The organism is Phenylobacterium sp. (assembly GCF_030681155.1).
Lineage (GTDB): Bacteria > Pseudomonadota > Alphaproteobacteria > Caulobacterales > Caulobacteraceae > Phenylobacterium.
In genome coordinates this window covers 24,399-46,509 of sequence record NZ_JAUXXE010000043.1, presented here as the reverse complement: position 1 = coordinate 46,509, position 22,111 = coordinate 24,399, and the positions used below count along the sequence as shown (strand labels likewise).

27 protein-coding genes, 1 tRNA gene and 1 pseudogene are annotated in these 22,111 nt (G+C 65.0%); 13 read left to right on the top strand and 16 right to left on the bottom strand.

Translation table 11 applies throughout. The features are described from left to right. Positions 1-4: 4 nt before the first annotated feature. Positions 5-208 carry a hypothetical protein gene (locus tag Q8M13_RS11275; RefSeq protein ID WP_305300045.1) on the bottom strand — a complete coding sequence of 68 codons (204 nt, stop codon included), beginning with the start codon at positions 206-208 and terminating at the stop codon, positions 5-7. A gap of 670 nt (positions 209-878) precedes the next feature. On the opposite strand from Q8M13_RS11275, the gene Q8M13_RS11270 reads away from it, so the two are divergent. From Q8M13_RS11270 to Q8M13_RS11255, 4 genes are read left to right on the top strand one after another with little or no spacing between them, the layout of a single operon-like run. Further along, positions 879-1,049, top strand: a complete 171-nt coding sequence (locus tag Q8M13_RS11270) for a hypothetical protein (RefSeq protein ID WP_305300044.1) — start codon at positions 879-881, stop codon at positions 1,047-1,049. Positions 1,050-1,087: 38 nt separating this feature from the next. Next, positions 1,088-1,474, top strand: coding sequence for a GreA/GreB family elongation factor (locus Q8M13_RS11265; protein ID WP_305300043.1), 387 nt, complete (start codon positions 1,088-1,090; stop codon positions 1,472-1,474). Further along, positions 1,471-1,914, top strand: coding sequence for an NUDIX hydrolase (locus tag Q8M13_RS11260; protein WP_305300042.1), 444 nt, complete (start codon positions 1,471-1,473; stop codon positions 1,912-1,914). Before Q8M13_RS11265 ends, Q8M13_RS11260 begins: the two co-directional genes overlap by 4 nt. 19 nt (positions 1,915-1,933) lie before the next feature. Next, positions 1,934-2,311, top strand: coding sequence for a GreA/GreB family elongation factor (locus Q8M13_RS11255; RefSeq protein ID WP_305300041.1), 378 nt, complete (start codon positions 1,934-1,936; stop codon positions 2,309-2,311). A 15-nt stretch (positions 2,312-2,326) separates the two neighbouring features. Here Q8M13_RS11255 and Q8M13_RS11250 read toward each other — a convergent pair whose 3' ends face one another. From Q8M13_RS11250 to Q8M13_RS11230, 5 genes are all read right to left on the bottom strand, one after another. Next, the gene (locus Q8M13_RS11250) at positions 2,327-2,443 is read right to left on the bottom strand and encodes a DUF2474 domain-containing protein (RefSeq protein WP_305300040.1); all 117 of its coding nucleotides are present in this window, start codon (positions 2,441-2,443) and stop codon (positions 2,327-2,329) included. Continuing rightward, positions 2,443-3,450, bottom strand: coding sequence for a cytochrome d ubiquinol oxidase subunit II (cydB, locus tag Q8M13_RS11245; RefSeq protein WP_305300039.1), 1,008 nt, complete (start codon positions 3,448-3,450; stop codon positions 2,443-2,445). The genes Q8M13_RS11250 and cydB overlap by 1 nt, the downstream gene beginning before the upstream one ends. Further along, positions 3,447-4,868 (bottom strand): cytochrome ubiquinol oxidase subunit I, encoded by a 1,422-nt coding sequence (locus Q8M13_RS11240; protein WP_305300038.1) that lies wholly within the window; start codon positions 4,866-4,868, stop codon positions 3,447-3,449. The genes cydB and Q8M13_RS11240 overlap by 4 nt, the downstream gene beginning before the upstream one ends. 1 nt (position 4,869) lies before the next feature. Further along, complete coding sequence (locus Q8M13_RS11235; RefSeq protein ID WP_305300037.1) at positions 4,870-5,454, bottom strand: GbsR/MarR family transcriptional regulator; 585 nt, start codon at positions 5,452-5,454, stop codon at positions 4,870-4,872. Between the two features lie 95 nt (positions 5,455-5,549). Then, positions 5,550-7,286, bottom strand: a complete 1,737-nt coding sequence (locus Q8M13_RS11230) for an amidohydrolase family protein (RefSeq protein WP_305300036.1) — start codon at positions 7,284-7,286, stop codon at positions 5,550-5,552. Between the two features lie 203 nt (positions 7,287-7,489). Here Q8M13_RS11230 and Q8M13_RS11225 point away from each other — a divergent pair, with 203 nt between their 5' ends. Further along, positions 7,490-8,515 carry a RimK family alpha-L-glutamate ligase gene (locus tag Q8M13_RS11225; protein ID WP_305300035.1) on the top strand — a complete coding sequence of 342 codons (1,026 nt, stop codon included), beginning with the start codon at positions 7,490-7,492 and terminating at the stop codon, positions 8,513-8,515. 52 nt (positions 8,516-8,567) lie between these two features. On the opposite strand, the gene Q8M13_RS11220 is transcribed toward Q8M13_RS11225, so the two are convergent. Continuing rightward, positions 8,568-8,657, bottom strand: a tRNA-Ser gene (locus Q8M13_RS11220). 157 nt (positions 8,658-8,814) lie between these two features. Between Q8M13_RS11220 and Q8M13_RS11215 the strand changes: the two genes are divergently transcribed. From Q8M13_RS11215 to Q8M13_RS11190, 6 genes are read left to right on the top strand one after another with little or no spacing between them, the layout of a single operon-like run. Next, positions 8,815-9,774, top strand: a complete 960-nt coding sequence (locus Q8M13_RS11215) for a septal ring lytic transglycosylase RlpA family protein (RefSeq protein ID WP_305300034.1) — start codon at positions 8,815-8,817, stop codon at positions 9,772-9,774. A gap of 49 nt (positions 9,775-9,823) precedes the next feature. Next, positions 9,824-10,471 (top strand): dTMP kinase, encoded by a 648-nt coding sequence (gene tmk, locus Q8M13_RS11210; RefSeq protein WP_305300111.1) that lies wholly within the window; start codon positions 9,824-9,826, stop codon positions 10,469-10,471. Continuing rightward, a complete protein-coding gene (locus tag Q8M13_RS11205) occupies positions 10,464-11,462 on the top strand; it encodes a DNA polymerase III subunit delta' (protein WP_305300033.1) in 999 nt (332 codons plus the stop codon). Before tmk ends, Q8M13_RS11205 begins: the two co-directional genes overlap by 8 nt. Before the next feature lie 13 nt (positions 11,463-11,475). After that, a complete protein-coding gene (locus tag Q8M13_RS11200) occupies positions 11,476-12,252 on the top strand; it encodes a TatD family hydrolase (protein WP_305300032.1) in 777 nt (258 codons plus the stop codon). After that, the gene (locus Q8M13_RS11195) at positions 12,249-13,070 is read left to right on the top strand and encodes an MBL fold metallo-hydrolase (protein WP_305300031.1); all 822 of its coding nucleotides are present in this window, start codon (positions 12,249-12,251) and stop codon (positions 13,068-13,070) included. Before Q8M13_RS11200 ends, Q8M13_RS11195 begins: the two co-directional genes overlap by 4 nt. Next, positions 13,067-13,675, top strand: a complete 609-nt coding sequence (locus Q8M13_RS11190) for a phosphoribosylglycinamide formyltransferase (protein WP_305300030.1) — start codon at positions 13,067-13,069, stop codon at positions 13,673-13,675. The genes Q8M13_RS11195 and Q8M13_RS11190 overlap by 4 nt, the downstream gene beginning before the upstream one ends. Here the strand turns inward: Q8M13_RS11190 and Q8M13_RS11185 are convergent. The 8 genes and pseudogenes from Q8M13_RS11185 to Q8M13_RS11150 form a co-directional block, all read right to left on the bottom strand. Beyond that, positions 13,672-15,063, bottom strand: a complete 1,392-nt coding sequence (locus Q8M13_RS11185; RefSeq protein WP_305300029.1) for an NAD(P)/FAD-dependent oxidoreductase — start codon at positions 15,061-15,063, stop codon at positions 13,672-13,674. The two genes, Q8M13_RS11190 and Q8M13_RS11185, sit on opposite strands and share 4 nt — an antisense overlap. Before the next feature lie 222 nt (positions 15,064-15,285). Then, positions 15,286-15,444, bottom strand: a pseudogene (locus Q8M13_RS11180) (PepSY domain-containing protein); the annotation flags it as partial. A gap of 16 nt (positions 15,445-15,460) precedes the next feature. Beyond that, complete coding sequence (locus Q8M13_RS11175; RefSeq protein ID WP_370870029.1) at positions 15,461-16,057, bottom strand: SCO family protein; 597 nt, start codon at positions 16,055-16,057, stop codon at positions 15,461-15,463. Further along, positions 16,054-16,512, bottom strand: a complete 459-nt coding sequence (locus Q8M13_RS11170; RefSeq protein WP_305300028.1) for a copper chaperone PCu(A)C — start codon at positions 16,510-16,512, stop codon at positions 16,054-16,056. The genes Q8M13_RS11175 and Q8M13_RS11170 overlap by 4 nt, the downstream gene beginning before the upstream one ends. 131 nt (positions 16,513-16,643) lie before the next feature. Then, the gene (locus Q8M13_RS11165; RefSeq protein ID WP_305300027.1) at positions 16,644-17,069 is read right to left on the bottom strand and encodes a DUF2946 family protein; all 426 of its coding nucleotides are present in this window, start codon (positions 17,067-17,069) and stop codon (positions 16,644-16,646) included. 46 nt (positions 17,070-17,115) lie between these two features. Next, the gene (gene nagA, locus Q8M13_RS11160; RefSeq protein WP_305300026.1) at positions 17,116-18,249 is read right to left on the bottom strand and encodes an N-acetylglucosamine-6-phosphate deacetylase; all 1,134 of its coding nucleotides are present in this window, start codon (positions 18,247-18,249) and stop codon (positions 17,116-17,118) included. Next, positions 18,249-19,253 (bottom strand): SIS domain-containing protein, encoded by a 1,005-nt coding sequence (locus tag Q8M13_RS11155; RefSeq protein ID WP_305300110.1) that lies wholly within the window; start codon positions 19,251-19,253, stop codon positions 18,249-18,251. Before Q8M13_RS11155 ends, nagA begins: the two co-directional genes overlap by 1 nt. A gap of 66 nt (positions 19,254-19,319) precedes the next feature. Beyond that, positions 19,320-19,958 carry a GntR family transcriptional regulator gene (locus Q8M13_RS11150; protein WP_305300025.1) on the bottom strand — a complete coding sequence of 213 codons (639 nt, stop codon included), beginning with the start codon at positions 19,956-19,958 and terminating at the stop codon, positions 19,320-19,322. A 42-nt stretch (positions 19,959-20,000) separates the two neighbouring features. Between Q8M13_RS11150 and Q8M13_RS21045 the strand changes: the two genes are divergently transcribed. Beyond that, a complete protein-coding gene (locus Q8M13_RS21045) occupies positions 20,001-20,600 on the top strand; it encodes a hypothetical protein (RefSeq protein ID WP_370870028.1) in 600 nt (199 codons plus the stop codon). 7 nt (positions 20,601-20,607) lie between these two features. On the opposite strand, the gene Q8M13_RS11140 is transcribed toward Q8M13_RS21045, so the two are convergent. Next, complete coding sequence (locus tag Q8M13_RS11140) at positions 20,608-21,000, bottom strand: hypothetical protein (RefSeq protein WP_305300024.1); 393 nt, start codon at positions 20,998-21,000, stop codon at positions 20,608-20,610. A gap of 178 nt (positions 21,001-21,178) precedes the next feature. Here Q8M13_RS11140 and Q8M13_RS11135 point away from each other — a divergent pair, with 178 nt between their 5' ends. Continuing rightward, positions 21,179-22,081: a haloalkane dehalogenase gene (locus Q8M13_RS11135; RefSeq protein WP_305300023.1), complete on the top strand. Its 903-nt coding sequence runs from the start codon at positions 21,179-21,181 to the stop codon at positions 22,079-22,081. The last annotated feature ends 30 nt before the right edge of the window (positions 22,082-22,111 follow it).

Below are 22,111 nucleotides of genomic sequence, written 5' to 3'. Positions count from 1 at the left end.
CCTCTTAGCGGCGATAGGCGGCGTTCGCGGCCGCGCCTTCAAGCAGGCCGGCGGCGCCCTTTGAGCCCTGGGCCCGCAAGGCGCGTGCTGCCTCGCTGACCGCGAAGGCGTTTGCCGGATGAGTTCCAGCGAAGGTCTGGACGAGAGTGACCAGGGCGGTTTCCAGATCGGCGATCCGCAGCTGTTGGTCGTGAAGGCTCAAAGACATGAGGTGTCTCCCGTAGGGCGCGCCGCACCTGCGCGCGGAAGCGTCGACGGAGAGGCGATTTGGGTGTGAGTTCTATCCCGTCAAAGGCTGACGCTCAGGCCAGCCGGCCCCGAGCTCGGCAGGGGGACGCCTAAGCTCGGGGCAGCTCGCCTTCGACGCGCCGGCCTGCATGGCAGCGGCGGCCATCGGGAGGAGGGAGGGACCACATGACCCTCTGAACATGGCTAGCCGACCGGGAAAGTCAATCGGCGGCCGCTCGGGATCCCGGAAATCCAGTTAAGAAACCGCGATTTGACATGCGGCATGGCCTGGCCCATCCTGGCCGCATCATGAATTTGCGGACATCGAACAGCCCGCGCCGGAAGCAACAACGCGGCGCCATCGAACAGTCTTAACCCCGAACTGCTTGCGGCCAATGTCGCGCGGTTCGGGGAAGACTTCATTGTCCTCGTCATAAATTGCATGAAAGCTTGGAGCGGGCGTTCACCCGCCAAGAATGAATCGTGTCTCACAAGATCAAAGAACCTGCGCCTTCCAGCGCGGGCGAAGCAGTCGTGGCCCCTTCAGGCGCGAGCCTCAACGCTTTCCAGTTCCTGACGCCGGTCTTCTCCCCGCGCGCTTATGCCGTCGATCTGCGACGGGGGCAGGGGGCCGCCTCGCGAGGTCGGTCGTGATCGGTCCCGTCATGACCACCTTGTTGATGGCGGCCCTCGCCGCTCTCGCCGGCGTGGCGCGGTGGGTGACCTTCCGCCGCGCAGTTCGCAGCGGACGCTTCGATGACCCGGTCGGGGCGATCTTCGCCGTCTGGCTGGATCGCGGCGATCCCCGCGGCCGCGTCTGACGTCGCCAGCCATCCCCTTATTTCCAAGGAGCTTTCCTATGACCATCACCACGCCGCCGCCCGTTTTCGTTTCGAACGATGATTTCCGCGCCCTCTCGAGCCTGGGGCAAATACTCGAAGGGGCGACGGCGCCGGGGCCCATGCTCCTGGCTGCCGAGATCGGCCGCCTGTCGGTCGTCGAGGACCCGAAAGCCGGAGCGCCCTTCGTCCGGATCGGCTCACGAGTGACCTATTGCGATGTCCAACGCCGACGCGTGCGCACTGCGCGCGTGGTCATGCCCGGCGATGGCAGCATTCATGAGAGCAGCATCCCCGTCACCTCGCCGGTCGGCGCGGCTCTGCTGGGACTGGGCGTCGATGACGTGTTCAGTTGGTGGACCAACGGCGGGATGCGCAGCGTCCACGTCCTGGATATCGGCAAGTGAGTGGGGCGGAGCCAAAGCTCTCTCGCCAGTTCGCCGCCTTGCCGTTCACGATCGGCGTGGACGGCGACCCCCGCGTCCTGCTGATCACATCGCGGGGAACCGGCCGCTGGGTCTTGCCGAAGGGCTGGCCTGATGGGGCCGATGCGACGAACGGCGAAACCGCCCGGCGGGAAGCTTTCGAGGAGGCCGGCGTCCAGGGTGACGTCGTCGGTCTCAAGGAGATTGGCGCCTATCGTTACCAACAGACGGGAAAGGATGGTGTCGCCGCGACTTGCCGGGTCGGAGTGTTCGCCCTGCGTGTCTCCGGCCTTGCCAAGACCTGGCCCGAGAAGGGCCAGCGGGTCCTGCGTTGGTGCGCGCCCAAACAGGCCGCCCGGCTGGTTCAGGAACCTGAGTTGGCCGCTCTGCTGTCGAGCTTCAAACCGCCCGTCGAATTCTGACGGCCATACGAGGATAGTCATGTTCACACGCCCACCCGTCTACGCGCTTGCCGATGACGTCCCCAAGCTCAAGGTCCTTGCGGGAACCGCAGGGACCAACGCCCCCGGTGCGGCCCTGTTCGCTGAGGAGTTCGATCGCCTCTGCGTTCTATCCCATGGCGGGAAGGAGCCCTTCGTGCGTCCCGGATCGTCCCTGACCTATCTGGACCTGCGGACCAAACAGGAGAGCCGAGTTCGTCTTTCGCATCCGGCCGACGCAGATCAAACGGCCGGCGACGTCTCGCTATTGTCGCCGCTAGGTGCGGCTTTGATCGGCTTGATGGAGGGCGCGATCTTCCGTTGGACGGACGCCGATGGCCGATTGCGGGCTGTGAAGGTCATTTCCATCGAGGCGTGATCGGTCCTGGCGGCGTCAGAGCAGCCAGGTGCGGATCAGCATGCTGATCGCGCCTACCGTAAGGACGCCGCCGAGCCACAGCCCGGCGAACCACAATAGTCGGCGCCACAGTTGCGGAGGACGGGCCGTCATCAGTGATAGCCCTCCTGGCCGACCTTGCCGCGAAACACCCAGTAGGCGTAGCCGGTATAGGCCAGGATGATCGGCACCAGCACGACCGCCCCCACGAGCATGAAGATCAAGCTCGAGTCCGGGGCCGCCGCCTGCCAAATCGTGACGGCGCCAGGCACCACATAGGGGAACATGCTGATCCCCAGGCCGACGAAGCTGAGGCCGAATAGGCCCAGCGCCAGCAGGAACGGCCAGTACTCATGGCCGCGCATCAGGCTTCGGAAGAACAGAACCGTACCGACGAGCACCAGCAAAGGGACCTGCGCCGTCAGCAGGACGTTGGGCCACGCGAACCAGTTTTCGTAATAGGCGCCCTTGAGGAAGGGCGTCACGGCGCTGACCACGCCGATCAGGCCGATGGTCGCCGCGCCGAGCCACCCGGCCATGCGCCGGACGTGGGCTTGAACGTCACCCTCTGTCTTCATGACCAACCATGTCGCGCCCAGGAAGGCGTAGCCGACCACCAGGCTGACGCCGGTGAGCAGGCTGAACGGCGTCAGCCAGTCCCACCATCCGCCGGCATACTGGCGGCCTTCGACGGTGATGCCCTGTAGCAAAGCGCCCAGTGTGACGCCCTGGGCCAGGGTCCCGATGATCGAGCCGCCCGTGAACGCTACGTCCCAGAACGCCCGATGGGCGGGGTCGCGCCAACGGAACTCGAAGGCCACGCCGCGGAAAATCAGCGCCAGCAACATGATGATGATCGGGGCGTAGAGCGCCGGCAGGATGATGGCGTAGGCGAGCGGAAAGGCCGCCATCAGGCCGCCGCCGCCCAGCACCAGCCAAGTCTCGTTGCCGTCCCAGACAGGAGCCACGGAGTTCATGGCCGAGTCACGTTCGCGGCCGGGCTTGAAGGTCGGGAACAGAATGCCGATCCCGAGGTCGAAGCCGTCCATCACAACATAGGCGAACACCGCAAAGGCGATGATGAACGCCCAGACCGTCGGGAGATCCAGGGCGGGGCTCATGACGCGTCTCCCTCGGCGGCGTGGTGGATGCCAGGGGCCGGTGTGATGCCGGCGGTACGGATGGGCTGGTCAGGAGTTTCCTCCAGACCAGGCTCGCCGGGGTGGGGCGCGTGGCTCATCAGCTTGAGGATGTAGCCAGTGCCCGCCGAGAAAACGACGAAGTAGACGATGACGAAGGCGAGCAGGGAGGCGGCGACCGCAGGAGCGTCCAGAGGTGCGGCCGAATGGGCCGTTCGGAGCAGGCCATAGACCGTGAACGGTTGGCGCCCGACCTCGGTCGTCACCCAGCCGGCCAGGACGGCGACGAAGCCGGCAGGACCCATCACCAGGGCGAAGCGATGCAGCAGCGGCCAGTCGTAGAGACTGCGCCGAACTCGCGCCAGGATGCTGAACGCCCCCAGGCCGAGCATCAGCATGCCGAGGCCGACCATGATGCGGAATGACCAGAAGACGATCGGCACCGGCGGCCAGTCTTCACGCGGCACGGTCTCGAGACCCGCCAAGGGCGCGTTGAGGTCGTGCTTGAGGATGAGGGAGGAAGCCTTGGGGATCGCGATCTGCGCGCGGACCTCGCCGGCCTTCTGATCGGGAATGCCGAACAGGATCAGCGGCGCGCCGTCAGGGTGGCTCTGGAAGTGGCCTTCCATCGCCATGACCTTGGCGGGCTGGTGCTCCAGCGTATTGAGGCCGTGCATGTCGCCGGCGAAGATCTGGATCGGCGCGGCGACCGCGACCAGGCCCATGGCCATGTTGAACATCACCCGCGCGCCGGCGTTGGCCTTGTCCTTCAGCAGGTGCCAGGCCCCGACCGCGCCGACGACCAGCGCGGTCGTCAGGTAGGCGCCGAGCACCGTGTGGACCAAGCGGTAGGGGAAGGACGGGTTGAAAATGATCGCCAGCCAGTCAGCGGGCGCAAATTGGCCCGCGGCGTTCATCGTGAAGCCCTGCGGGGTCTGCATCCAACTGTTGGCGGACAAGATCCAGAAGGCCGAGATGAAGGTTCCGACCGCCACGGCCAGTGTCGCCATGAAGTGCAGTTTGGGCCCCACGCGGTTCATGCCGAACAGCATGACGCCCAGGAAACCAGCCTCCAGGAAGAAGGCGGTCATGACCTCGTAGGCCATCAGCGGGCCGATGATCGGTCCAGCCTTGTCGGAGAACACCGACCAGTTGGTGCCAAACTGGTAGGACATGGTGATGCCCGAGACGACGCCCATGGCGAAGGCCAGGGCGAAGATCTTCAGCCAGTACTTGAAGAGGTTGAGATAGACCTCGTTCTTCGTCCGCAGCCAAAGCGCTTCCAGGACGGCGAGGTAGCTAGCCAAGCCAATCGAGAAGGCCGGGAAAATGAAGTGGAATGAGACGGTGAAGGCGAACTGCGCGCGCGCGAGTGTCAGGGCGCTTATGTCGTCGAACATCTCACTGCCCCTCGGTTCTGGTCCGTCGGCGTGACTTGCCCCCGGCGACGACCTTCAGGCGATCTTTCATTTCGAACACCTTCTGGACCTTGGAGCCTACCTCCAACAGTTGAATCAGGGTTTCGGTTTCAAGCTTCTGGATGTCGACCGACCAGCGGGTGATCAGCTCGATAAGGCCGTGCATCTCGGCCATACGATCCTGGGCATGGCGCTCGCCCGGGGTGGCCGGCGTCTCGACCAACGCCTGTCGCAGCATCGATAGCGTGGGGTCGATTTCCCGCTTCCGGCGCTCCTCGGCCAGGATGCGGACGATCTCCCAGATGTCTTCCGGCGTGGAAAAGTACTCGCGGCGATCGCCGGGCTTGTGCTGCAGCTTCACCAGCCGCCAGGAGGACAGCTCCTTCAGCCCCATACTGACGTTCGAGCGCGAGAAGCCGAGCTTCTCCGTGATGTCGTCGGCGTTCAGCGGCTCCTCGGCCAGGAACAGCAGGGCGTAGATCTGCCCGACGGTGCGGCTGATTCCCCATCGGCTTCCCATCTCCCCGAAGTGGAGGACAAAGGACTGGGTGAGAGGCGGCAAATTCATTTTCGTGAACTTTCAGGAATTCCTGAAAATTAGAAACATAAAGCCGCGAGGTCAACCGTCGCTTTGACGCAACGGCGCCTTGCCATGACGGGACGCTATTCGGCGGCGATCGCCAGATTGGCTTGCTGGGGTCCTCGGATCAGTTTGCCGGGCATCTCGCCGGTGGCTTCCCCAGCCTCAAAGGTCACCACACCGCTTACGATCGTGGCGGCGTAGCCCTGCGCACGCTGGATCAGACGCCGTCCCTGGGCCGGCAGGTCGAACGCCATTTCCGGCGCCATGATGGCCAACTTGTCGTAGTCGATCAGATTGAAGTCCGCCTTCATCCCGGGGGCGATGACGCCGCGATCATGCAGCCCATAGAGGCGGGCGGTGTCGCGGGTCTGCATCGACACGACCTTTTCCAGCGACAAGCGTGGTCCACGCGCGCGGTCGCGGGTCCAGTGGGTCAGCATGTAGGTCGGGAAGCTGGCGTCGCAGATCACCCCGCAGTGGGCGCCGCCGTCCGAGAGGCTGAGCACCGTATTCGGGTGGTTCATCATCTCGTGGATGTGGTCGAAGTTGAACTCCGCATAGTTCAACAGCGGCAGGTAGATGTAGCCGGCGCCGTCCTTTTCCATGAGCATGTCGTAGACGATAGCGTCCGGTTGCCGGCCGGTGGCTGCGGCCAGGGCGGCGATCGAGTCCTCGGCGCGCGGCTCGTAATCGAGCCCGCCGTCGTGCTCCAGCCGGAACATCCGGTCAAAGCCCTGGGTCAGGATCATGCCGATAGCGCCCATCGGCTTCGAAGGTTCGCTCAGTATACGCGCGCGCACGTCAGGATCGCGCAGGTGGACGATCCGTTCGGCGAAGGGCAGGGCGGCCAACTTGCGATAGCTTTCGCGGCCAATGAACGGATGCACGGTGCTCTGCCAGCCAAGCACCATGCCGGTTGGCCGGCAGGCGATCTGGGCGGTGATCTGGGCGCCTTCAGCGCGCGCCTCCTCCGTCAGAGCCAGCATTCGCTTCCAGTTGTCGGCCTTGGTCGGAGACTGCAGCAGGCCGTAGGTGACCGGCACGCCGGTTTCCGCCGACATGGCCTTCATCCACGCGAACTCGTCTTCGGCCGGCGCCATGTCGGAGGCCATTTCGAACACCCCGTGGCCCGCCGCGCCCATGGCCCGCCCGATACCCAGCAGTTCGTCCTCGGCCGCGAAGGTCCCCGGGACCGGCTCGCCGTCCTTGGCCAGGTGCAACATGGTTCGCGAGGTGGAGAACCCCAGTGCGCCGGCGGCCACACCCTCGCCGACGATGCGCGACATCTCGGCGATGTCCTCGGCGGTCGCCGGCTCGTTGCGCGCCCCGCGTTCGCCCATCACATAGGCGCGCACCGCGCCATGCGGGACCTGGGTCGCGACGTCCAGAACGCGCGGCTGGGCGTCCAGGCTGTCGAGGTATTCGGGGAAACTCTCCCACGTCCACGTGATGCCTTCGGAGAGAGCGGCGCCGGGGATATCCTCGACACCCTCCATCAGTTCGATCAGCCATTCGTGGCGATCAGGGCGAACCGGCGCGAAACCTACGCCGCAATTGCCCATCACCACGGTTGTCACGCCGTGCCAACTGGACGGGGCGAGATAGGGATCCCAGGTCACCTGGCCGTCGTAGTGGGTATGGATGTCCACCCATCCCGGCGTGACGACCAGGCCCGCGGCGTCGATCTCGCGCCGGCCGGGCTGGTCTATCTTGCCTACCGCTGTGATTTTTCCGCCGTCTACGGCGATATCGGCCGTGAAGGCCGCGGTCTCGGCGCCGTCCACCACGCGCCCGTTACGGATGACCAGATCGTGCATGCTTCCGCCCTCGCTTGGAGCCGTCGCAGGCGTCATTCAGTCCGCACCTGCGTATCCGACAGAGGACACTATGGCTCCATCCCGAATGTTCGAAAAGTGTGACGCGGCGGCAAGCTTGTCGTCCTGCCGCGGGCCCTGGAAGTTTTTCTCGGTGTCGTTGGGTTTGGCGCGCCAGACAGTGGAGCCGTGTGCGAAAGACCCCGATGAGTTCCGATTCCCAGCTTCGCGCGCCGGACGAGGTGATTTTAATCCGCGGCGCGCCGTTTAACCGTCACTGCCGGATCGACGTGCAGGATGGCTTCGATCCGCCCCGGTTTGTTCTCAGCGGGACCGCGAGTTTTCTGCCCTACGTTCCGGAGTTGCTGTCGCGCGCCCGGCAACTATGGCTTAGCCCGCGCCGCGGGCTGAAGCCGCTACCGATGCGGCGGCTGCCGGTCATCAACTACCTGGCGGACGCCGACATATATGAGGTCGCCTTGCGCAAGGCCGACCTCATCGTCCAGCAGCTCCGGAAGCCGGCGTTCAACGCCCCCGCTGCGGTTCTGCGCACCGGACGCGATGAAGTTGCGAAGGGTCTCTCTGGCGTGGAGGGAGTCTGCATGCCGCGGACAATTCGGACGCCAGCGCCCCATCCGGAGGCGTTGGGCAGAACGATAGCGGTTGAGGGCCTCAACTTCCCACTCCTGATCCGGCCCGTGGGAGCGCACGGCGGCGACGACATGATCAAGGTCGACCGCCCTGAAGACCTACAGGCCGCGAAGATCCGGTTCGGAAATGAACTGGTCTATGTCACCGAGTTCGTCGATTTCGCCGATGCCGATGGGCTCTATCGCAAGCACCGGGTCGTGGTGGTTGGCGATCAAATATTCCTGCGCCACGTGATCATTGGCGAAAGCTGGTTGCTGCACGCTTCGCGGCGTACGCAAAACACCGAGGCAGAGGAGCAGGCCGCGCTGGCCGCGTTCGCCGAGCAGACCGCACCGGCTATCCGCTCGTCGGTGATGGCTGTGGCCGAGGCCCTGAGCCTGGACTACTTCGGCATCGATTGCTCGCTTCGCCCTGACGGCAGCTTGCTGGTGTTTGAGGCCAACGCCTGCATGAACGTGCTGCACAACGACGCCCCATCGCCCAGCATGTGGGAGGAGCCGATCGCCGCCATCGTGGCGGCGCTACGTGAACTATTGGCAAATCCGGGGCGTTGGCGCGGTCAACCGGCGGCCGCCGCGTAAGCCCGGCATATCGCGAATATTCGGGGCGCGGTCGTTTCAAGAAGAAGGCGCTTGGCGGATGGGGTGGGATTCGAACCCACGGTAGGCTCTCACCTACGGCGGTTTTCAAGACCGCTGCCTTAAACCACTCGGCCACCCATCCGGATTTGGGGCCTATAGCAGGAGCCGGGCGGCGGCTCCAAGCCACCAAACAGCCTTAACGAAAAAGGCTCCGTCGTTAACCCTGACGCAAAGTTCTGCGGTCACCATCGTTCCCGACGTTTTGGCGCTGGGGAGCGTAGACTAGAGGACCTGCGGTCATGATCCGTAACCGTTCGCGTGCGCGCGCCCAAAGCCTGGCCTTGGTGCTTATCGGCAGCGCGGCGCTGGCCGCCTGCGCCACGCCACAACCGAAATTCGCCGCCAAGCATCCGGTGACCGGGCCGACCCCCGGCCAGATGCCGACCGGAGCGGGCGGCAAGTACAAAGTCGGCTCGCCCTATCAGGTCGCCGGCGTCTGGTACTCGCCCAAGGAGGAGCCGGGCTATGATCAACAAGGCTTGGCGACCTGGTACGGCGCCGAACATCACCTGAAGCCAACGGCGAACGGCGAGATTTTCGACAAATATGCACTGTCGGCGGCACACACGACCTTGCCATTGCCATCCATCGTCGAGGTGACCAACCTCGAGAACGGCAAGTCGGTCCAGGTGCGGGTGAATGACCGCGGACCGTTCCACGACGGCGGCCTCATCGATCTCTCCCAGGCCGCGGCCCAGCAGCTTGGCTTCGAGCAACAAGGACGCACGAATGTCCGCGTTCGCTATGTGGGTCCTGCGCCCTTGGGCGCTCCGGACGCCGGTCTGCGCTATGCAGGCTATACGCCCAGCATGCCGACCGACCAGATGCCCACCGGCCCGACGCCCTATGTCGGCTTAAACCCTTCGCCAGGCACAGCCCCACTGCCGCCTGCGGTCGGTTCGAGCGCCTTGCCGCCGCTCAATGCGCCGATACCGGTTGCGTCGCCTGGCAGTGGGACGGGCCTGGCCTATCGTGTTCAGGCCGGCGCCTTCGCTGATCCAGCCAACGCTCAGCGCGTCGTCAACCAGCTCGGCGGCGGGGTGACCGCGACGGTCGAACCCTACCAGCGGGCCGACGGCGTGACATTGTACCGCGTGATGGTGCAGGGCACGCCGGACGAGGCCGAGGCCTGGGCCTTGCGCGATCGGGTTGCGGCGTCTGGCTTCGCCGAGGCTCGGGTCGTACGTCCTGGTCTCTGACGGCGCATAGCGGCTGGACAAACCGAGCGAACGGGCCATTTTGGCCGGCGTGACGCGCGGGCGGTTCATCACCTTTGAAGGCGGAGAAGGCGCTGGGAAATCCACCCAGGTTCGCCGCCTGGTCGCGCGCCTGCAGGGCGAGGGTCTGGATGTCGTCCAGACCCGCGAGCCGGGTGGCTCTCCCGGAGCCGAGGCGATCCGCAATCTTGTCCTGAAGGGCGAGGCCGACCGCTGGAGCCCGGTGACCGAGACGCTGCTGATGTACGGCGCGCGACGCGATCATATCGAGCGGATCATCCAGCCGGCGCTGGCGCGCGGCGCCTGGGTGATCTGCGACCGGTTCGCCGATTCCACGCGCGCCTATCAGGGCGGGGCGGGCGGCGTGGCGCCGGCCTTGATCTCGGCGCTAGAGGCTCACGTCCTGGCCGAGGTGCGGCCGGACCTGACCCTTGTCTTCGACCTGCCGGTCGATGTCGGGCTGGCGCGGGCCGAGAGCTTTGCGAACACCGCCGGTCATGCTGAGACCCGGTTTGAGTCAAAGGGCGTGGCCTTCCATGAACGGCTGCGCGGCGCGTTTCTCGCCATCGCCAAGGCCGAGCCCAACCGCTGCGCGCTGATCGACGCCTCCGGCTCCATCGAGGAGGTCGAGGCGCAAGTCTGGGCCACGGTTAGCGATCGGTTGGCGGTCCATGGCTGAGCAACCGACTCATCCTCGCGAAGTCTTCGATCTGAAGGGTCATGAGGCCGCTGAGATCGCCTTTGAGGAAGCGCGCAGTCGCGGGCGCCTGCATCATGCTTGGCTGCTCACCGGTCCTGAGGGCGTTGGCAAGGCGACCTTCGCCTATCGCGCCGCACGTCGGTTGCTGGGCGCGCCGCCGGAACGTTCCTATGGCGTACTAGGCGCCTCGCCCGGCCATCCGGTCAGCCGCCAGATCATCGCGCGTTCGCACCCTGACATCATGGTGCTCGAGCGGATCGGCGAGGACGGCAAGGTCCGCAAGGCCATTCCGGTCGACGAGGCGCGCAAGCTTTCCGACTTCTTCTCCAAGTCGCCCGCCAGCTCTCCGCACCGCGTGGCGATCATCGACGCCGCCGACGACCTGAACGTCAATTCGGCCAATGCGGTGCTGAAAACGCTTGAGGAGCCGCCCGAGCGCGGCGTCATTCTCCTGATTTCTCATTCGCCAGGACGGCTCCTTCCGACGATCCGCTCGCGCTGCCGCCGGCTGGCGTTTGGCGGGCTGGCTGAAAGCGATGTGACGAGCTTTGTCCAATCGCGAACCACGGCCAACGCTGAGGATTCGATCCGGCTGGCCCGCATGTCCAACGGGGCGCCCGGGCGCGCCCTGGCCCTGGCCTTGGCCGGCGCGGTGGCCGTGGACGACGCGGCGAAGGAAATCCTGATCGGCCTGCCGCAGATCAATGAGGCTGCAGCTTTGGCGTTGGCTGATCGCTTCCGAGGCGGGGAGGGCCAAGCCCAATTCAACCTGCTGTTCGAACGCCTCGCCGAACGCGTCCATAGCCATGCGACGCGCCTGGCCGGCGAGGGATATGGCGACCTTGATCGCTGGGCCTCGGCATGGGAGACGCTGCAACGCCTTCCGCGCGAGGTGGAAGCCGTCAACCTCGACCGGACGGACGCCTTCTTCACCGCACTTTCCGAATTGCGCGCCGCCGCGCGCGCTTGAGTTTCTTCGCGCCATGCTGATCGACAGCCACGTCAACCTGCACGCTCCCCACTTCGATGAAGATCGGGATGAGGTGATCGCCCGAGCCCGCGCGGCTGGGATCGCCCTGATGGTCAATATCAGCGACAAGGTCTCCCACTTCAAAGCCGTGCGCGCCTTGGCCGATCACCCGGACATCTGGTGCACGGTCGGCACCCATCCGCACGAGGCCAAGGAGAACCCGGAGCTTTCGGCCGCCGAACTGGTGGCGCTGGCCGCCGATCCGCGTGTGGTCGGGATTGGCGAGACGGGGCTGGATTTCCACTACGATCTCAGCCCGCGCGACATCCAGGCCAAGGTTTTCCGGGCCCATGTCGCCGCGGCGCGTGAAACCGGCCTGCCGTTGGTGGTCCACACGCGCGAGGCCGACCAACTGATGGGCGACATCCTGGAGGAGGAATACGCCCGCGGCGCCTTCAAGATGTTGATGCACTGCTACACGTCCGGCGCCGAACTTGCGGCGCGGGCCGCGGCGTTGGGCGCTTGGTTCTCGGTGTCTGGCATCGCCACCTTCAAGGCGGCCGAGGACGTTCGCGCCGTGGTGCGTGATATGCCCGCCGACCGAATTATCGTGGAAACGGACTGCCCCTATCTGGCCCCTATCCCGCATCGGGGGCGGCGCAATGAACCTGCCTATCTGCCGGCGGTGCTCGCAAAGCTCGCGGAAATTCGCGGCTGGTCGGCGCAGGAAGCCGAGCAGAACACCGAGGACGCTTTTTTTGCGTTGTTCGACAGGATCCCCCGGCCATGAGCGGCGCGCTTGAGTTCACGATCCTTGGCTGCGGTTCATCGGGCGGGGTGCCGCGGGCGGACGGTGATTGGGGCGACTGCGATCCCGCCAATCCGAAGAACCGTCGCCGCCGCTGTTCGCTGCTGGTTCGCCGGAAGGGTGTGAGCCCCGAGTCCGAAACGACTTTGATTGTCGATACTTCGCCCGATCTTGTGTCTCAGACATCGGACGCCGGCGCCAAGCGGATGGACGGGGTTCTGCTGACCCACGACCATGCCGATCAGACCCACGGGATCGACGACATTCGCGCCTTCTTCATCCGCCAACGCGCCCGGATCGGTTGCCACATGGACGAAGCGACCGCCGAATCCATGCGTCGGCGCTTTGGGTACATCTTCGTAGGCGAAGGCGGCTATCCGGCGATTGGCGATATCAAGATCGTGCCGCCACATGGCGAGGCTTGGGCGATCGAGGGGCCGTCTGGCGTCATCCCGGTTACGACGTTCGACCAGGATCACGGCGGCGTTAGGTCTCTTGGCTACCGCTTTGGAAATGTGGCCTATTCCAGCGATGTCGTCGGGCTTGACGAGGCGGCGTTCGACGCGCTGGCGGACCTGGATGTGTGGATTGTCGACGCCTTGCGTTGGGGACCGCATCCGACCCACGCCCATGTCGATATGGCCCTTGAGTGGATCGAACGCGTCAAGCCGCGCCGTGCGATCCTGACCAACATGCATATCGACCTCGACTTCGACGATCTCGCCGGAAAATTGCCGGCCGGGGTTGAGCCGGCCTTCGACGGCTTGAGGTTCGAACATCAATTGAACGGCAATTTATGATTAGTTATCCGCCGCTTAAGCTTGGCTTTTTGGCGTCCAAGAATGGGTCCAGCATGCGGGCGATGCTTGAGGCGATCAAAGCTGGAGAACTGGCCGCCGAGCCGCGACTGCTGGTGAGCAACAACAAGAAGTCCGGCGCGCTGGAGTTTGCGGCCGCATGCGGCATGCCGACCTTGGTCATCCCTACCCAAGGCGATCCAGAAGCCGCCGACGCACGGCTGTGCGAGGCCATGAAGGCCGCCGGCGTCGATCTGATCATCGCCTCGGGCTATCTGCGACGGCTGGGCCCCAAGACTCTTGGCCGCTACCGCAACCGTGTCCTCAACATACATCCGGGGACTCTGCCGGCGTTTGGGGGCGAGGGCATGTATGGGCGCCGGGTCCATGAAGCGGTGATCGCCGCCGGAGTCGCTGAGAGCGGCGTCACCATCCATGCGGTCGATGAGATCTACGATCATGGTCCGGTGATCGCGCGGCGCTCGGTTCCGCTGCAGTCCGGGGAGACCGCTGAAAGTCTTGAGGCGCGGGTGACCGCCCTGGAGCCAACGTTCTTCGTTGAGACCCTACGCCAGATCGCCGAGGGCGACTTGGCGCTGCCTTCCTAGCTGGCGCTTACCGGGCGTTGAGCCAACACGTCGACGACTCGGCCTGGTACAGGTAGCCGATTGCCCGCCGCATTGGCGCGCTTGGCGCCTTTGGCGATCTCCTTGTGCAGGTCGGACACATAGGCGTTGAAATCGACCTGGATGGTGTGCCGCTTGGACCGATAATATTGGCCAAGGTGGATCGCCTCGTCCTTGATGATGACCTGCTCCATCTCCGAGGGCGAAGGCGGCAGATAGAGCCCGGCGAGATAGGCGGCGGCCAGCTTGGCCTGCTGCTCTGCGAAGTTCACCAGGGTGGGCAACGGCTGGGCCAGCGCCATGTAGAAGAGGTTCGGCACGCCCGGCTTCATCATCCGCTTGAACAGCGGCAACCGATGGTCGCCATCGGGGGCGAGGGCCGGATCGTCGAAGAATGGGAAGCGCATGTCGTAGCCGGTGGCGAAGATGATCACGTCGACATCCTCGACCGTGCCATCGGCGAACCGGACCTGATCGCCGTCCAGCGCCTCGATCGCCGGCTTGAACTTGATGTCGCCGCAGCCCGCGCGGGTCAGGAATTCGCCGCTGACCGAAGGATGAGCTTCCAGCGGTTCATGGTCAGGCTTGGGCAGGCCATAGTCCTCCATGGCGCCGATGGCCTTCTTGATGACCTTGCGCGCCATGGCCAAGCCTAGTTTCTTGGGCATCCAGGAGGGCATGGCCGATTTGTCGGCCGGTTTACCGTTCATGTACTTCGGCAGAACCCAGACCCCGCGCCGAGCCGAGACCCACAGGTTTCTGGCGATCGGCCGCTGGGAAAGCTCAGAGGCGATATCCATCGCCGAGTTGCCCATGCCGACGACCACGACATTCTTGCCGCGCATGTCCACCGGGTCGAACGGGTCGGAATAGGCGTGGCTATGGAAGGCCGCGCCGTCGAACTCGCCGGTGTAGTTCGGAATCCGCGGGCTCCAGTGGTGGCCATTGCAGACGAACAGAACGTCGTAGAGCCGCGTCTCGCCGGTCGACAGAGTGACTTCCCACAATCCCTCGGCATTGCGCTTGGCCTTCTCGACCGCGGTGCGGAAGGTGATCGTCTCCCGCAAGCCGAAGTGATCGACATAGTCCTTGAAGTACTGATGCAACTGGGCGTGGTGCGGAAAGTCCGGCCAATCGGCCGGAACGGGGTAGTCCTCGAAGGCGAGGCGCCATTTCGAAGTGTCGATGTGCAAGCTCTCGTAGCAAGCCGACATCCCGTTCGGGTTCTTGTAGTACCAGTTGCCTCCCACTTCGTCTGAGATCTCGAAGCAGTCGTAGGGGATTCCGAAATCCTTCAACCGCTTGGCGGTCGTGAAGCCGGAGCATCCCGCCCCAATGATGCAGGCCTTGGGTAGACGCGTCTCTGCCACCGGGGCCTCCCAGACTTATCGTTGTTCAGAAAAGCCTATCAGGCCGTGGGATGCGGTCAAACCGACTAGGCGTTGTCCTGCGACAAGGTCCGGGGTCCGCCGAAACGGCGGAGAACCTCGTAAAGCCCGAGAACGACGACCAGCGAAGCGCCGACCAGCGGAAAGACCACGGCCAGCGCCAAGGTGATCAGGGCGAGGGTCCGAAGCTGGGGTGGGGTGAGTTCACGCGGCGCGCCCAGCCCACCTTTCGTGGCGGCGTCGGCACCACATGATCGGCCCCGTGACCGACAGCATGACCACGCCCAGGCAGGCGATCAGCATCACGATCTGGTTCGCCCGGCCGAAGTAATTGCCCATGTGCAGTTGGACGCCAAGCTCGACACCCTTCGCCGCCGATTTAGCCCTGGGTCACGAGCTTCTTCAGTTGCGCGACCACGCGATCATGCGGGGCGCCATAGGCGATCGGCTCGACGAAACGGCCCTTCTTGTCGAACAGATAGACAGCCGACGAATGATCGACGGTGTATTCGCCGCCATCGACGGGGACCTTCCTGTAATAGACGCGGTAGGCCTTCGCCGCCTTGGCCACGGCCTCCGGCGTGCCTGTGAAGCCCTGGATGCGGGAATCGAAGTTCGACAGGTAGAGCTTCATCTGCTCGGGAGTGTCGCGCTCAGGATCGACCGAGACCAGGACGACATTCAGCTTGTCGGCGTCGGCGCCGAGTGCGTTCAGCGCCGCGGTGATCTCGGTCAGCGTGGTCGGGCAGACCTCCGGGCAATAGGTGAAGCCAAAGAAGACCGCCGACGGCTTGCCCAGCAGCGTTTTTTCCGTGACTGGCCGTCCCGCAGTGTCGACGAGCTGGAACGGCCCGCCAATCTCAACGGCTGCAACGGTAGGGCTAGGCGCCTGCCGAAGCTGCATGAAGGCGACCGCGGCGAACAACCCCAAGGCCAGGACAAAGCAGCCGATCAGGATACGAAGGCGCGGCTTCATTGGCCATGCGCCATGCTGTGATCCATTCCGCCGGCGGCGCGGATCGGGGCCTCAATGCTCTGGACTGGGGCCTTGGCGAACTTGAACGTCAACGGAACCACGCCGCCATCCGCCAGAGTGGCCTTGGGAGCGATGATCATCAGGTGTTCGGCGCCCGGCGATAGCATGACGGCCTTTCCGGCCGGCAAGGCCAGGTCGTCAAGCTTGCGCATCCGCATGACGCCGTCGGTCATGTCCATGCTGTGGATTTCGGCCCGTTCGGCGGCCATGGTCTCGACGGCGATCAACTTGTCGTCGGCGCTGGCGGTCAGGGTGACATAGCAACCGCCGGTCGGGGCGCCCGCAGGCGCAGCGCGGCACCAGGCGTCGGCGACGGTCACGGTTGGCGCGGTTTGGGCCGCGCGATCACAGGCCGCGACAAGGGCCAGCGGAATGAGGGCGAGAAGAGCTTTCATGGAGGGACTCCTGGCTGGAGGCGACCGCAGCTCCGCGAGCGGCGGTAAAGGGGAGGGACAGGAAGCGCACGACTTGGGCCGCGGGCGAGCGGCGGACGTGCGAAAGCGCGCTCGGCCGAGAGGCCGCCGCGTCAGATCAGCTGGGCTGGAGGACCGCGTGCAGGCAGCGGCGGCGCGGAGAGACCGCGGCCGGGCGCCAAATGGACCATCCGGCTGGCGGCCGGCGCGCGATAGGCGACGAACTCGACGCTGTGCGCATCGAGCAGGTTCGGCGGCGGCGCCCCGGCGCCATGCCCAGCAAACGCGCAGGGACTATCGTGCGCGACGTCGGACTTGGAGCCTTGGTCATCATGCGACGGCGCTGTTAGATCGCCGGGCTCCACCGTGACGGCGCCCTGTGAGGTGCAGAGGACCAGGGCGAAGGGAAGCTCGTCGGAGGCTGGCGGGGCGGTCATGAACCCAGCGGGGATCATCACCTTGATCGCAAGCGCCAAGGCGGCGAGCACCATGAAGATGCCGCCCGATTTTCCTCTGCGCTGATCGAGTGCCCGGATCACGGAGCTGCTTTAGGACAGCCGCCGCCGATTGTGGAGCCCTTTCCACTCAGGCCGCGCTTCCGTCGATCCAGGTGCGCGTCGCCTTGAGGCCGCGGTCGAGCAGGGTGAGGTTGGCGCGGTACCCCGGCGCGATCCTTCCCAGCTCCTTGCCCAGCCCAAGGAACGCGGCCGGATTCGTCGAGGCCATAGCCGCTGCGTCGGCCAGGTCGAGGCCTGTCAGTTCGACGGCGTTTCGCACCGCGCTCGCCATGTCGAGATCCGAACCCGCCAAGGTCCCGTTTTCATCAACACAGACCCCGTTCACCACCCGGATGGGACGGCCTTGGATCGTGAAGTTCTTATCCACCATGCCAACACTGGGCATGGCGTCGGTCACCAGCATGAAACGGTCATGCCGTTTCGCGCGGAAGGCGATGCGCAGGGCGGCCGGGTGGATGTGGCGGCCGTCGATGATTACGCCGCACCAACTGTCCTGATGGTCCAGCGCCGCACCGACCGCGCCGGGCTCGCGATTGGCCAACGGCGACATGGCGTTGAACAGGTGGGTGAAACCTGTGACGCCGGCGCTCAGCGCTTCGATCAACCGCTCATAGGTTGCATTGGTATGCCCTGCCGCGACCGTGACGCCGGCGCCCGCCAACCGGCCGATCATTTCCGGCGTGGTGGTCTCGGGCGCCAGGGTGACCAAGGTTCGGCCGCGGCGCGATGATGTCAGTAGCGTGAGCGCCGCCTCATCAAGAGTGCGGAACTTCGAGGCGTCGTGAACGCCCTTTCGGCGTTCGCTCAGGAATGGGCCCTCGATGTGGATGCCCAGCACGCCCGGGACGCCAGTTTCGATGGCCTGATCGACCGCCTCAATCGCGCAGACGACCTTCTCCAGATCGTCGCTGATCAGCGTCGGCAGGAAGCCGGTGACCCCATATCGCCGATGAGCCGCGCCGATGGTGGCGATCGTCTCCACAGTCGGTGCGTCATTGAAGAGGAGGCCGCCGCCGCCATTGACCTGGGTGTCCAGGAAGCCGGGAAGCAGGAAGTCGCCCTCAAGATCGACCTGCGCCGTTGTCGTCGCGAGATCGATGTCGCGGCCGACCGCGATAATGCGATCACCCTCGATAACCACGGTAACGGGTTCGAACTGGGCGTCGGTCAGCACCTGGCCATTGACGAGAGCTACAGCCATCAGATCGTCTCGGTCACCTTGTTCAGGTGGGGCGGCTTGTCCGGGTCGTGCCCGCGCAGAATCGAAAGTGCGTTGGCCATCCGATAGAAGCTCTGAATGCGCGCGATCGGTTCAAGATTTGGGTGCGTTTTCACCGTGGGCAGGACGCCAGGGCCGCTTCCGCCGCCCGCCACCATCACATCGACGCCCCGCGCCATCAGATCCTCAGCGAGCTCCAGGACGCTGGCCTGGCTCTGATCTTCCTGGGCGAAGACCAGGACCGGGAAGCCGCGTTGCACTAGGGCCATAGGGCCATGCATCACTTCGGCGGCGCTGAAGGCCTCTGCATGCAGCCCGCAGGTTTCCTTGAATTTGAGCGCCGCCTCCTGTGCGATCCCAAAGCCGACGCCGCGTCCCAGCACATAGAGGTTGGTGGCGGTCCTGAGGCGATCAGAGGCCGGCGCCCAGTCTAGCGTCCAGGCCTGGCTCAAGACCGCCGGCAGTTCCTCAAGCGCCTTCTCGAGCCCGGAGTTCTGACTCCACGCCGCGACCAGTTGGGCGATCCCAGTCAGGGCGGCGATGTAGGACTTGGTCGCCGCGACGCTGATTTCAGGTCCGGCGTGCAGCGGCAATACGTGGTCGGCGAGCGCCGCCAAGGGCGAGGCCTCATCATTGACCAGTGCGACAACCAGCGCTCCAGCCTGCTTGGCCGCCTCGACGGCGGCGAGCAGGTCCGGGCTCTGTCCCGACTGCGATATGGCCAGGTAAAGCACGCCCTCGAGTTTGGGCTCAGCGGCGTAGACCGAGCTGACCGATAGCGCCGCCGAAGAGGTCAGCACGCCTGTCGAGGTTTCGATCAAATACTTGGCGTAGGTGGCGGCGTGATCGGACGACCCTCTGGCGCAAGTGACCACGGCGCGAGGGGGATTGGCGCGCAACGCTGCGCCCAGCGCTTGGACCAGCGGGCTATTGGCGGCGAGGAGCCTGGCGACCATGACCGGCGCTTCAGCGGCCTCGCGAAACATCCGCGTGGTTTCCGGGGCAGGGGGCGTCAGGGGCAAGCGCGTTCTCCAGGCCGCAGCGTGTTCACGTCAGATGGCGTTCAGCTCGGCGACGAAGTCGTAGGCGTCGCCGCGATAATAGGACTGAGTGACCTCGACGGCTCGCCCATCCTTGAGGAATCCGCGACGCTCGATCAGCAGGCCCGGATCACGGGGCGCCACTTTCAGAAGCTCGGCCTGTTCGGACGTGAAGAGCACCGCGCGCAGGCGCTGCAAGGCGCGCACCGGCCGATGCCCCGTCTTCTCCAAAGCCTCGTAGAGCGAGGTTTCGACGAAGTCCGAACTGGGCATGCAGAAGGCAGCCAGGGTTGAGTATTCCAACGCCATCGGCGCGCCGTCGGCATAGCGGATCCGGCTGAAACGATAGACCGGCGCGCCAGGTGAAAGCCCCAGGGTCAGGGACTCCTCCGGAGTGACCTGGCCCTCGCTGCGCGAAAGCCAGGTCGAATGTGGGACCCGGCCGCGCGAGATCATGTCTTCGGTAAAGGAGGAGAGCTTGGAGAAGCTCTTCTCGACGCGCACCGCCACGAAGGTGCCTGCACCCTGCCGGCGAATCAGCAAGCCTTCGCTGACCAGCCCGTCCAAGGCCTTGCGCACCGTGATGCGCGAGACTCCGAGATCATCGGCGAAGTCGCGCTCGGCGGGCAGAGCGTCGTCGGGGCCGAGCACCTGATTGGCGATGGCCTCCCGCAGCGCCTTTTGAAGCTGGCGATGACCACCTTCCTGACGGGGGTGACGGAGCCTATCGAATTCAGCTTCATGTTCCTGGCTCCGGTGCTGTACGCGATCCACGCGTTGCTGACCGGCCTGTCGTTCATCGTCATGAGCGTGCTGGACGTAAAGCTCGGCTTCGGCTTCGGCTTCGGCTTCGGCTTCTCGGCGGGGCTGGTCGACGCCCGCACCACAAGGCTGCGTCTGATCCTGGTGGATCAGAAGGCCGTGAACGAACAGGCGCTCAAGGAGCTTGGTTCGCGGGGAATGGTTCGGCCTTCGGACAAGGCCCTCCAGGTCGTGGTGGGCCCGATCGCCGATCAGGTCGCCGGCGAGATGCGCGGTGCGCTTGTCGGCCAAAGCACCATTCAAAGGCCGGCGTCCAAGTCTCCATCCCATCCGATCGATCTTGATCGTTGGGCCGCGGCCTTGGGCGGGCGGGACAATATTCTCCAGGCCGAGCTACGCGCGGGACGCATCTGCGCCGCGCTCAATGACGCCAGCGCCGTGGACGAACCGGCCTTGCTCAAACTGGGCGCGCGCGGTTTGGCGTGGCCCTCCGCCAGTAGCTTGCAGATACTCCTGAAGCCCACCCTTTAGCGTTGGTTCAGCGCGGGCCATGACGCTCGCGAAACAGCGGCAGGACCGCAGCAAACACCAACAGGCCAAGCGTGATGAGCGTAGAGGCATTGTCGGTCGGCCGTGCGATATCCGCCTCGAAGAAACGCCGAAAAAACACCAACTCGACAACGCCGACGGCAAACATCAACAGCACCGCTGCGACGCCGACACCCAATCGCTGCGCAGCGGTCGGAGCTATGTCGAAGGTGCGGACCGCGAAGCCTGCGGCAGGCAACAGCAAGAAAGCGACCAGCAAGGCGCCGACAAGCTGCCCCAACAGCGGCTCAATTCCCAGAAGCTCGAAGACATCGCGGACGACCTTCGCAATGCCTAGTCCAGTGAACAGGACGCAGAAGTAGACAAACGCCGCTTCGGCCACGCGTCGCATTATGGGGTTCCTCTCGTGCGACCGCCATGCTGCGCCAAAGATAGCCCACCCGCAAATCTGTGTTCCCTGAAGCGCCGATCTGGTCCCGCTTGACCTTATATCGACATAATGGCACCCATTGTGCCAATATATACAGCCGTGCGAACAGCGGCGCGACAGGGTGGACGCCATGCAGGTGCTGAGAACAGCAGACGACCGATTCACCAATCTGCCGGACTGGCCCTATGCGCCACACTATCGCGATGTGATCGCCGCCGACGGGACGACGCTGCGCGTCGCCTATGTCGATGAGGGGCCGCGCGACGCCCCGACCGTGCTGCTGATGCATGGCGAGCCGTCATGGTCCTACCTCTATCGCAAGATCATAGCCGGGCTCGCCGCCCAGGGCTTCCGAGTCGTCGCGCCTGACCTGATCGGCTTTGGTCGCTCGGACAAGCCGGCCTTGCGCACCGACTACACCTACGAACGCCACGTCGACTGGATGAGCCAATGGCTCACCGGCCTCGACCTGACGGATCTCACGCTCTTCTGCCAAGACTGGGGCGGCCTCATCGGCTTGCGCTTGGTGGCCGCCTACCCGGAACGCTTCTCCGGACTAGTGATCGCCAATACCGGCCTGCCGACCGGTTCGGGGATGACGCCCGGGTTCAAGGCCTGGTTGGACATCAGCCAGAACGTCCCGCAGATGCCGATCGGCGCCTTTGTCAGCGGCGGCTCGGGCCGGGACCTCTCGCCCACAGAGATCGCCGCCTATGACGCGCCGTTCCCGGACGAGACCTACAAGGAGGGGGCCAGGCAGTTTCCGATGCTGGTCCCTGTGACGCCCGAGCATGGCTCGGTGGCCGAAAATCTCGCCGCTTGGAAGGTGCTGGAGGCATTCGACAAGCCCGTGATCACCGCCTTCAGCGATGGCGACGCCATCACGCGAGGCGGGGAGGCAGCCTTCCAATCCCGGATCCCGGGCGCCAAAGGTCAGCCCCATGTCACGCTCAAAGGTGGTCACTTCCTGCAGGAAGATTGCCCAGGCGAGATCGTCGCCGTGATCGATGGTCTGATCCGGGCGCGTGTCTAGCAGGCGCGGAACACAACCATTTCAAGGGAC

Coding starts and splice junctions, on each gene's coding strand:
- Q8M13_RS11235 (WP_305300037.1), bottom strand. CDS start 5,454: ATGAATTTGCCGCCTCTCACCCAGTCCTTTGTCCTCCACTTCGGGGAG.
- Q8M13_RS11205 (WP_305300033.1), top strand. CDS start 10,464: ATGGCTGAGCAACCGACTCATCCTCGCGAAGTCTTCGATCTGAAGGGT.
- Q8M13_RS11175 (WP_370870029.1), bottom strand. CDS start 16,057: ATGAAGCCGCGCCTTCGTATCCTGATCGGCTGCTTTGTCCTGGCCTTG.
- Q8M13_RS11230 (WP_305300036.1), bottom strand. CDS start 7,286: ATGCACGATCTGGTCATCCGTAACGGGCGCGTGGTGGACGGCGCCGAG.
- Q8M13_RS11255 (WP_305300041.1), top strand. CDS start 1,934: ATGTTCACACGCCCACCCGTCTACGCGCTTGCCGATGACGTCCCCAAG.
- Q8M13_RS21045 (WP_370870028.1), top strand. CDS start 20,001: ATGACCACCTTCCTGACGGGGGTGACGGAGCCTATCGAATTCAGCTTC.
- nagA (WP_305300026.1), bottom strand. CDS start 18,249: ATGGCTGTAGCTCTCGTCAATGGCCAGGTGCTGACCGACGCCCAGTTC.
- Q8M13_RS11200 (WP_305300032.1), top strand. CDS start 11,476: ATGCTGATCGACAGCCACGTCAACCTGCACGCTCCCCACTTCGATGAA.
- Q8M13_RS11265 (WP_305300043.1), top strand. CDS start 1,088: ATGACCATCACCACGCCGCCGCCCGTTTTCGTTTCGAACGATGATTTC.
- Q8M13_RS11195 (WP_305300031.1), top strand. CDS start 12,249: ATGAGCGGCGCGCTTGAGTTCACGATCCTTGGCTGCGGTTCATCGGGC.
- Q8M13_RS11225 (WP_305300035.1), top strand. CDS start 7,490: ATGAGTTCCGATTCCCAGCTTCGCGCGCCGGACGAGGTGATTTTAATC.
- Q8M13_RS11190 (WP_305300030.1), top strand. CDS start 13,067: ATGATTAGTTATCCGCCGCTTAAGCTTGGCTTTTTGGCGTCCAAGAAT.
- Q8M13_RS11275 (WP_305300045.1), bottom strand. CDS start 208: ATGTCTTTGAGCCTTCACGACCAACAGCTGCGGATCGCCGATCTGGAA.
- Q8M13_RS11155 (WP_305300110.1), bottom strand. CDS start 19,253: ATGTTTCGCGAGGCCGCTGAAGCGCCGGTCATGGTCGCCAGGCTCCTC.
- Q8M13_RS11170 (WP_305300028.1), bottom strand. CDS start 16,512: ATGAAAGCTCTTCTCGCCCTCATTCCGCTGGCCCTTGTCGCGGCCTGT.
- cydB (WP_305300039.1), bottom strand. CDS start 3,450: ATGAGCCCCGCCCTGGATCTCCCGACGGTCTGGGCGTTCATCATCGCC.
- Q8M13_RS11215 (WP_305300034.1), top strand. CDS start 8,815: ATGATCCGTAACCGTTCGCGTGCGCGCGCCCAAAGCCTGGCCTTGGTG.
- Q8M13_RS11240 (WP_305300038.1), bottom strand. CDS start 4,868: ATGTTCGACGACATAAGCGCCCTGACACTCGCGCGCGCGCAGTTCGCC.
- Q8M13_RS11250 (WP_305300040.1), bottom strand. CDS start 2,443: ATGACGGCCCGTCCTCCGCAACTGTGGCGCCGACTATTGTGGTTCGCC.
- Q8M13_RS11135 (WP_305300023.1), top strand. CDS start 21,179: ATGCAGGTGCTGAGAACAGCAGACGACCGATTCACCAATCTGCCGGAC.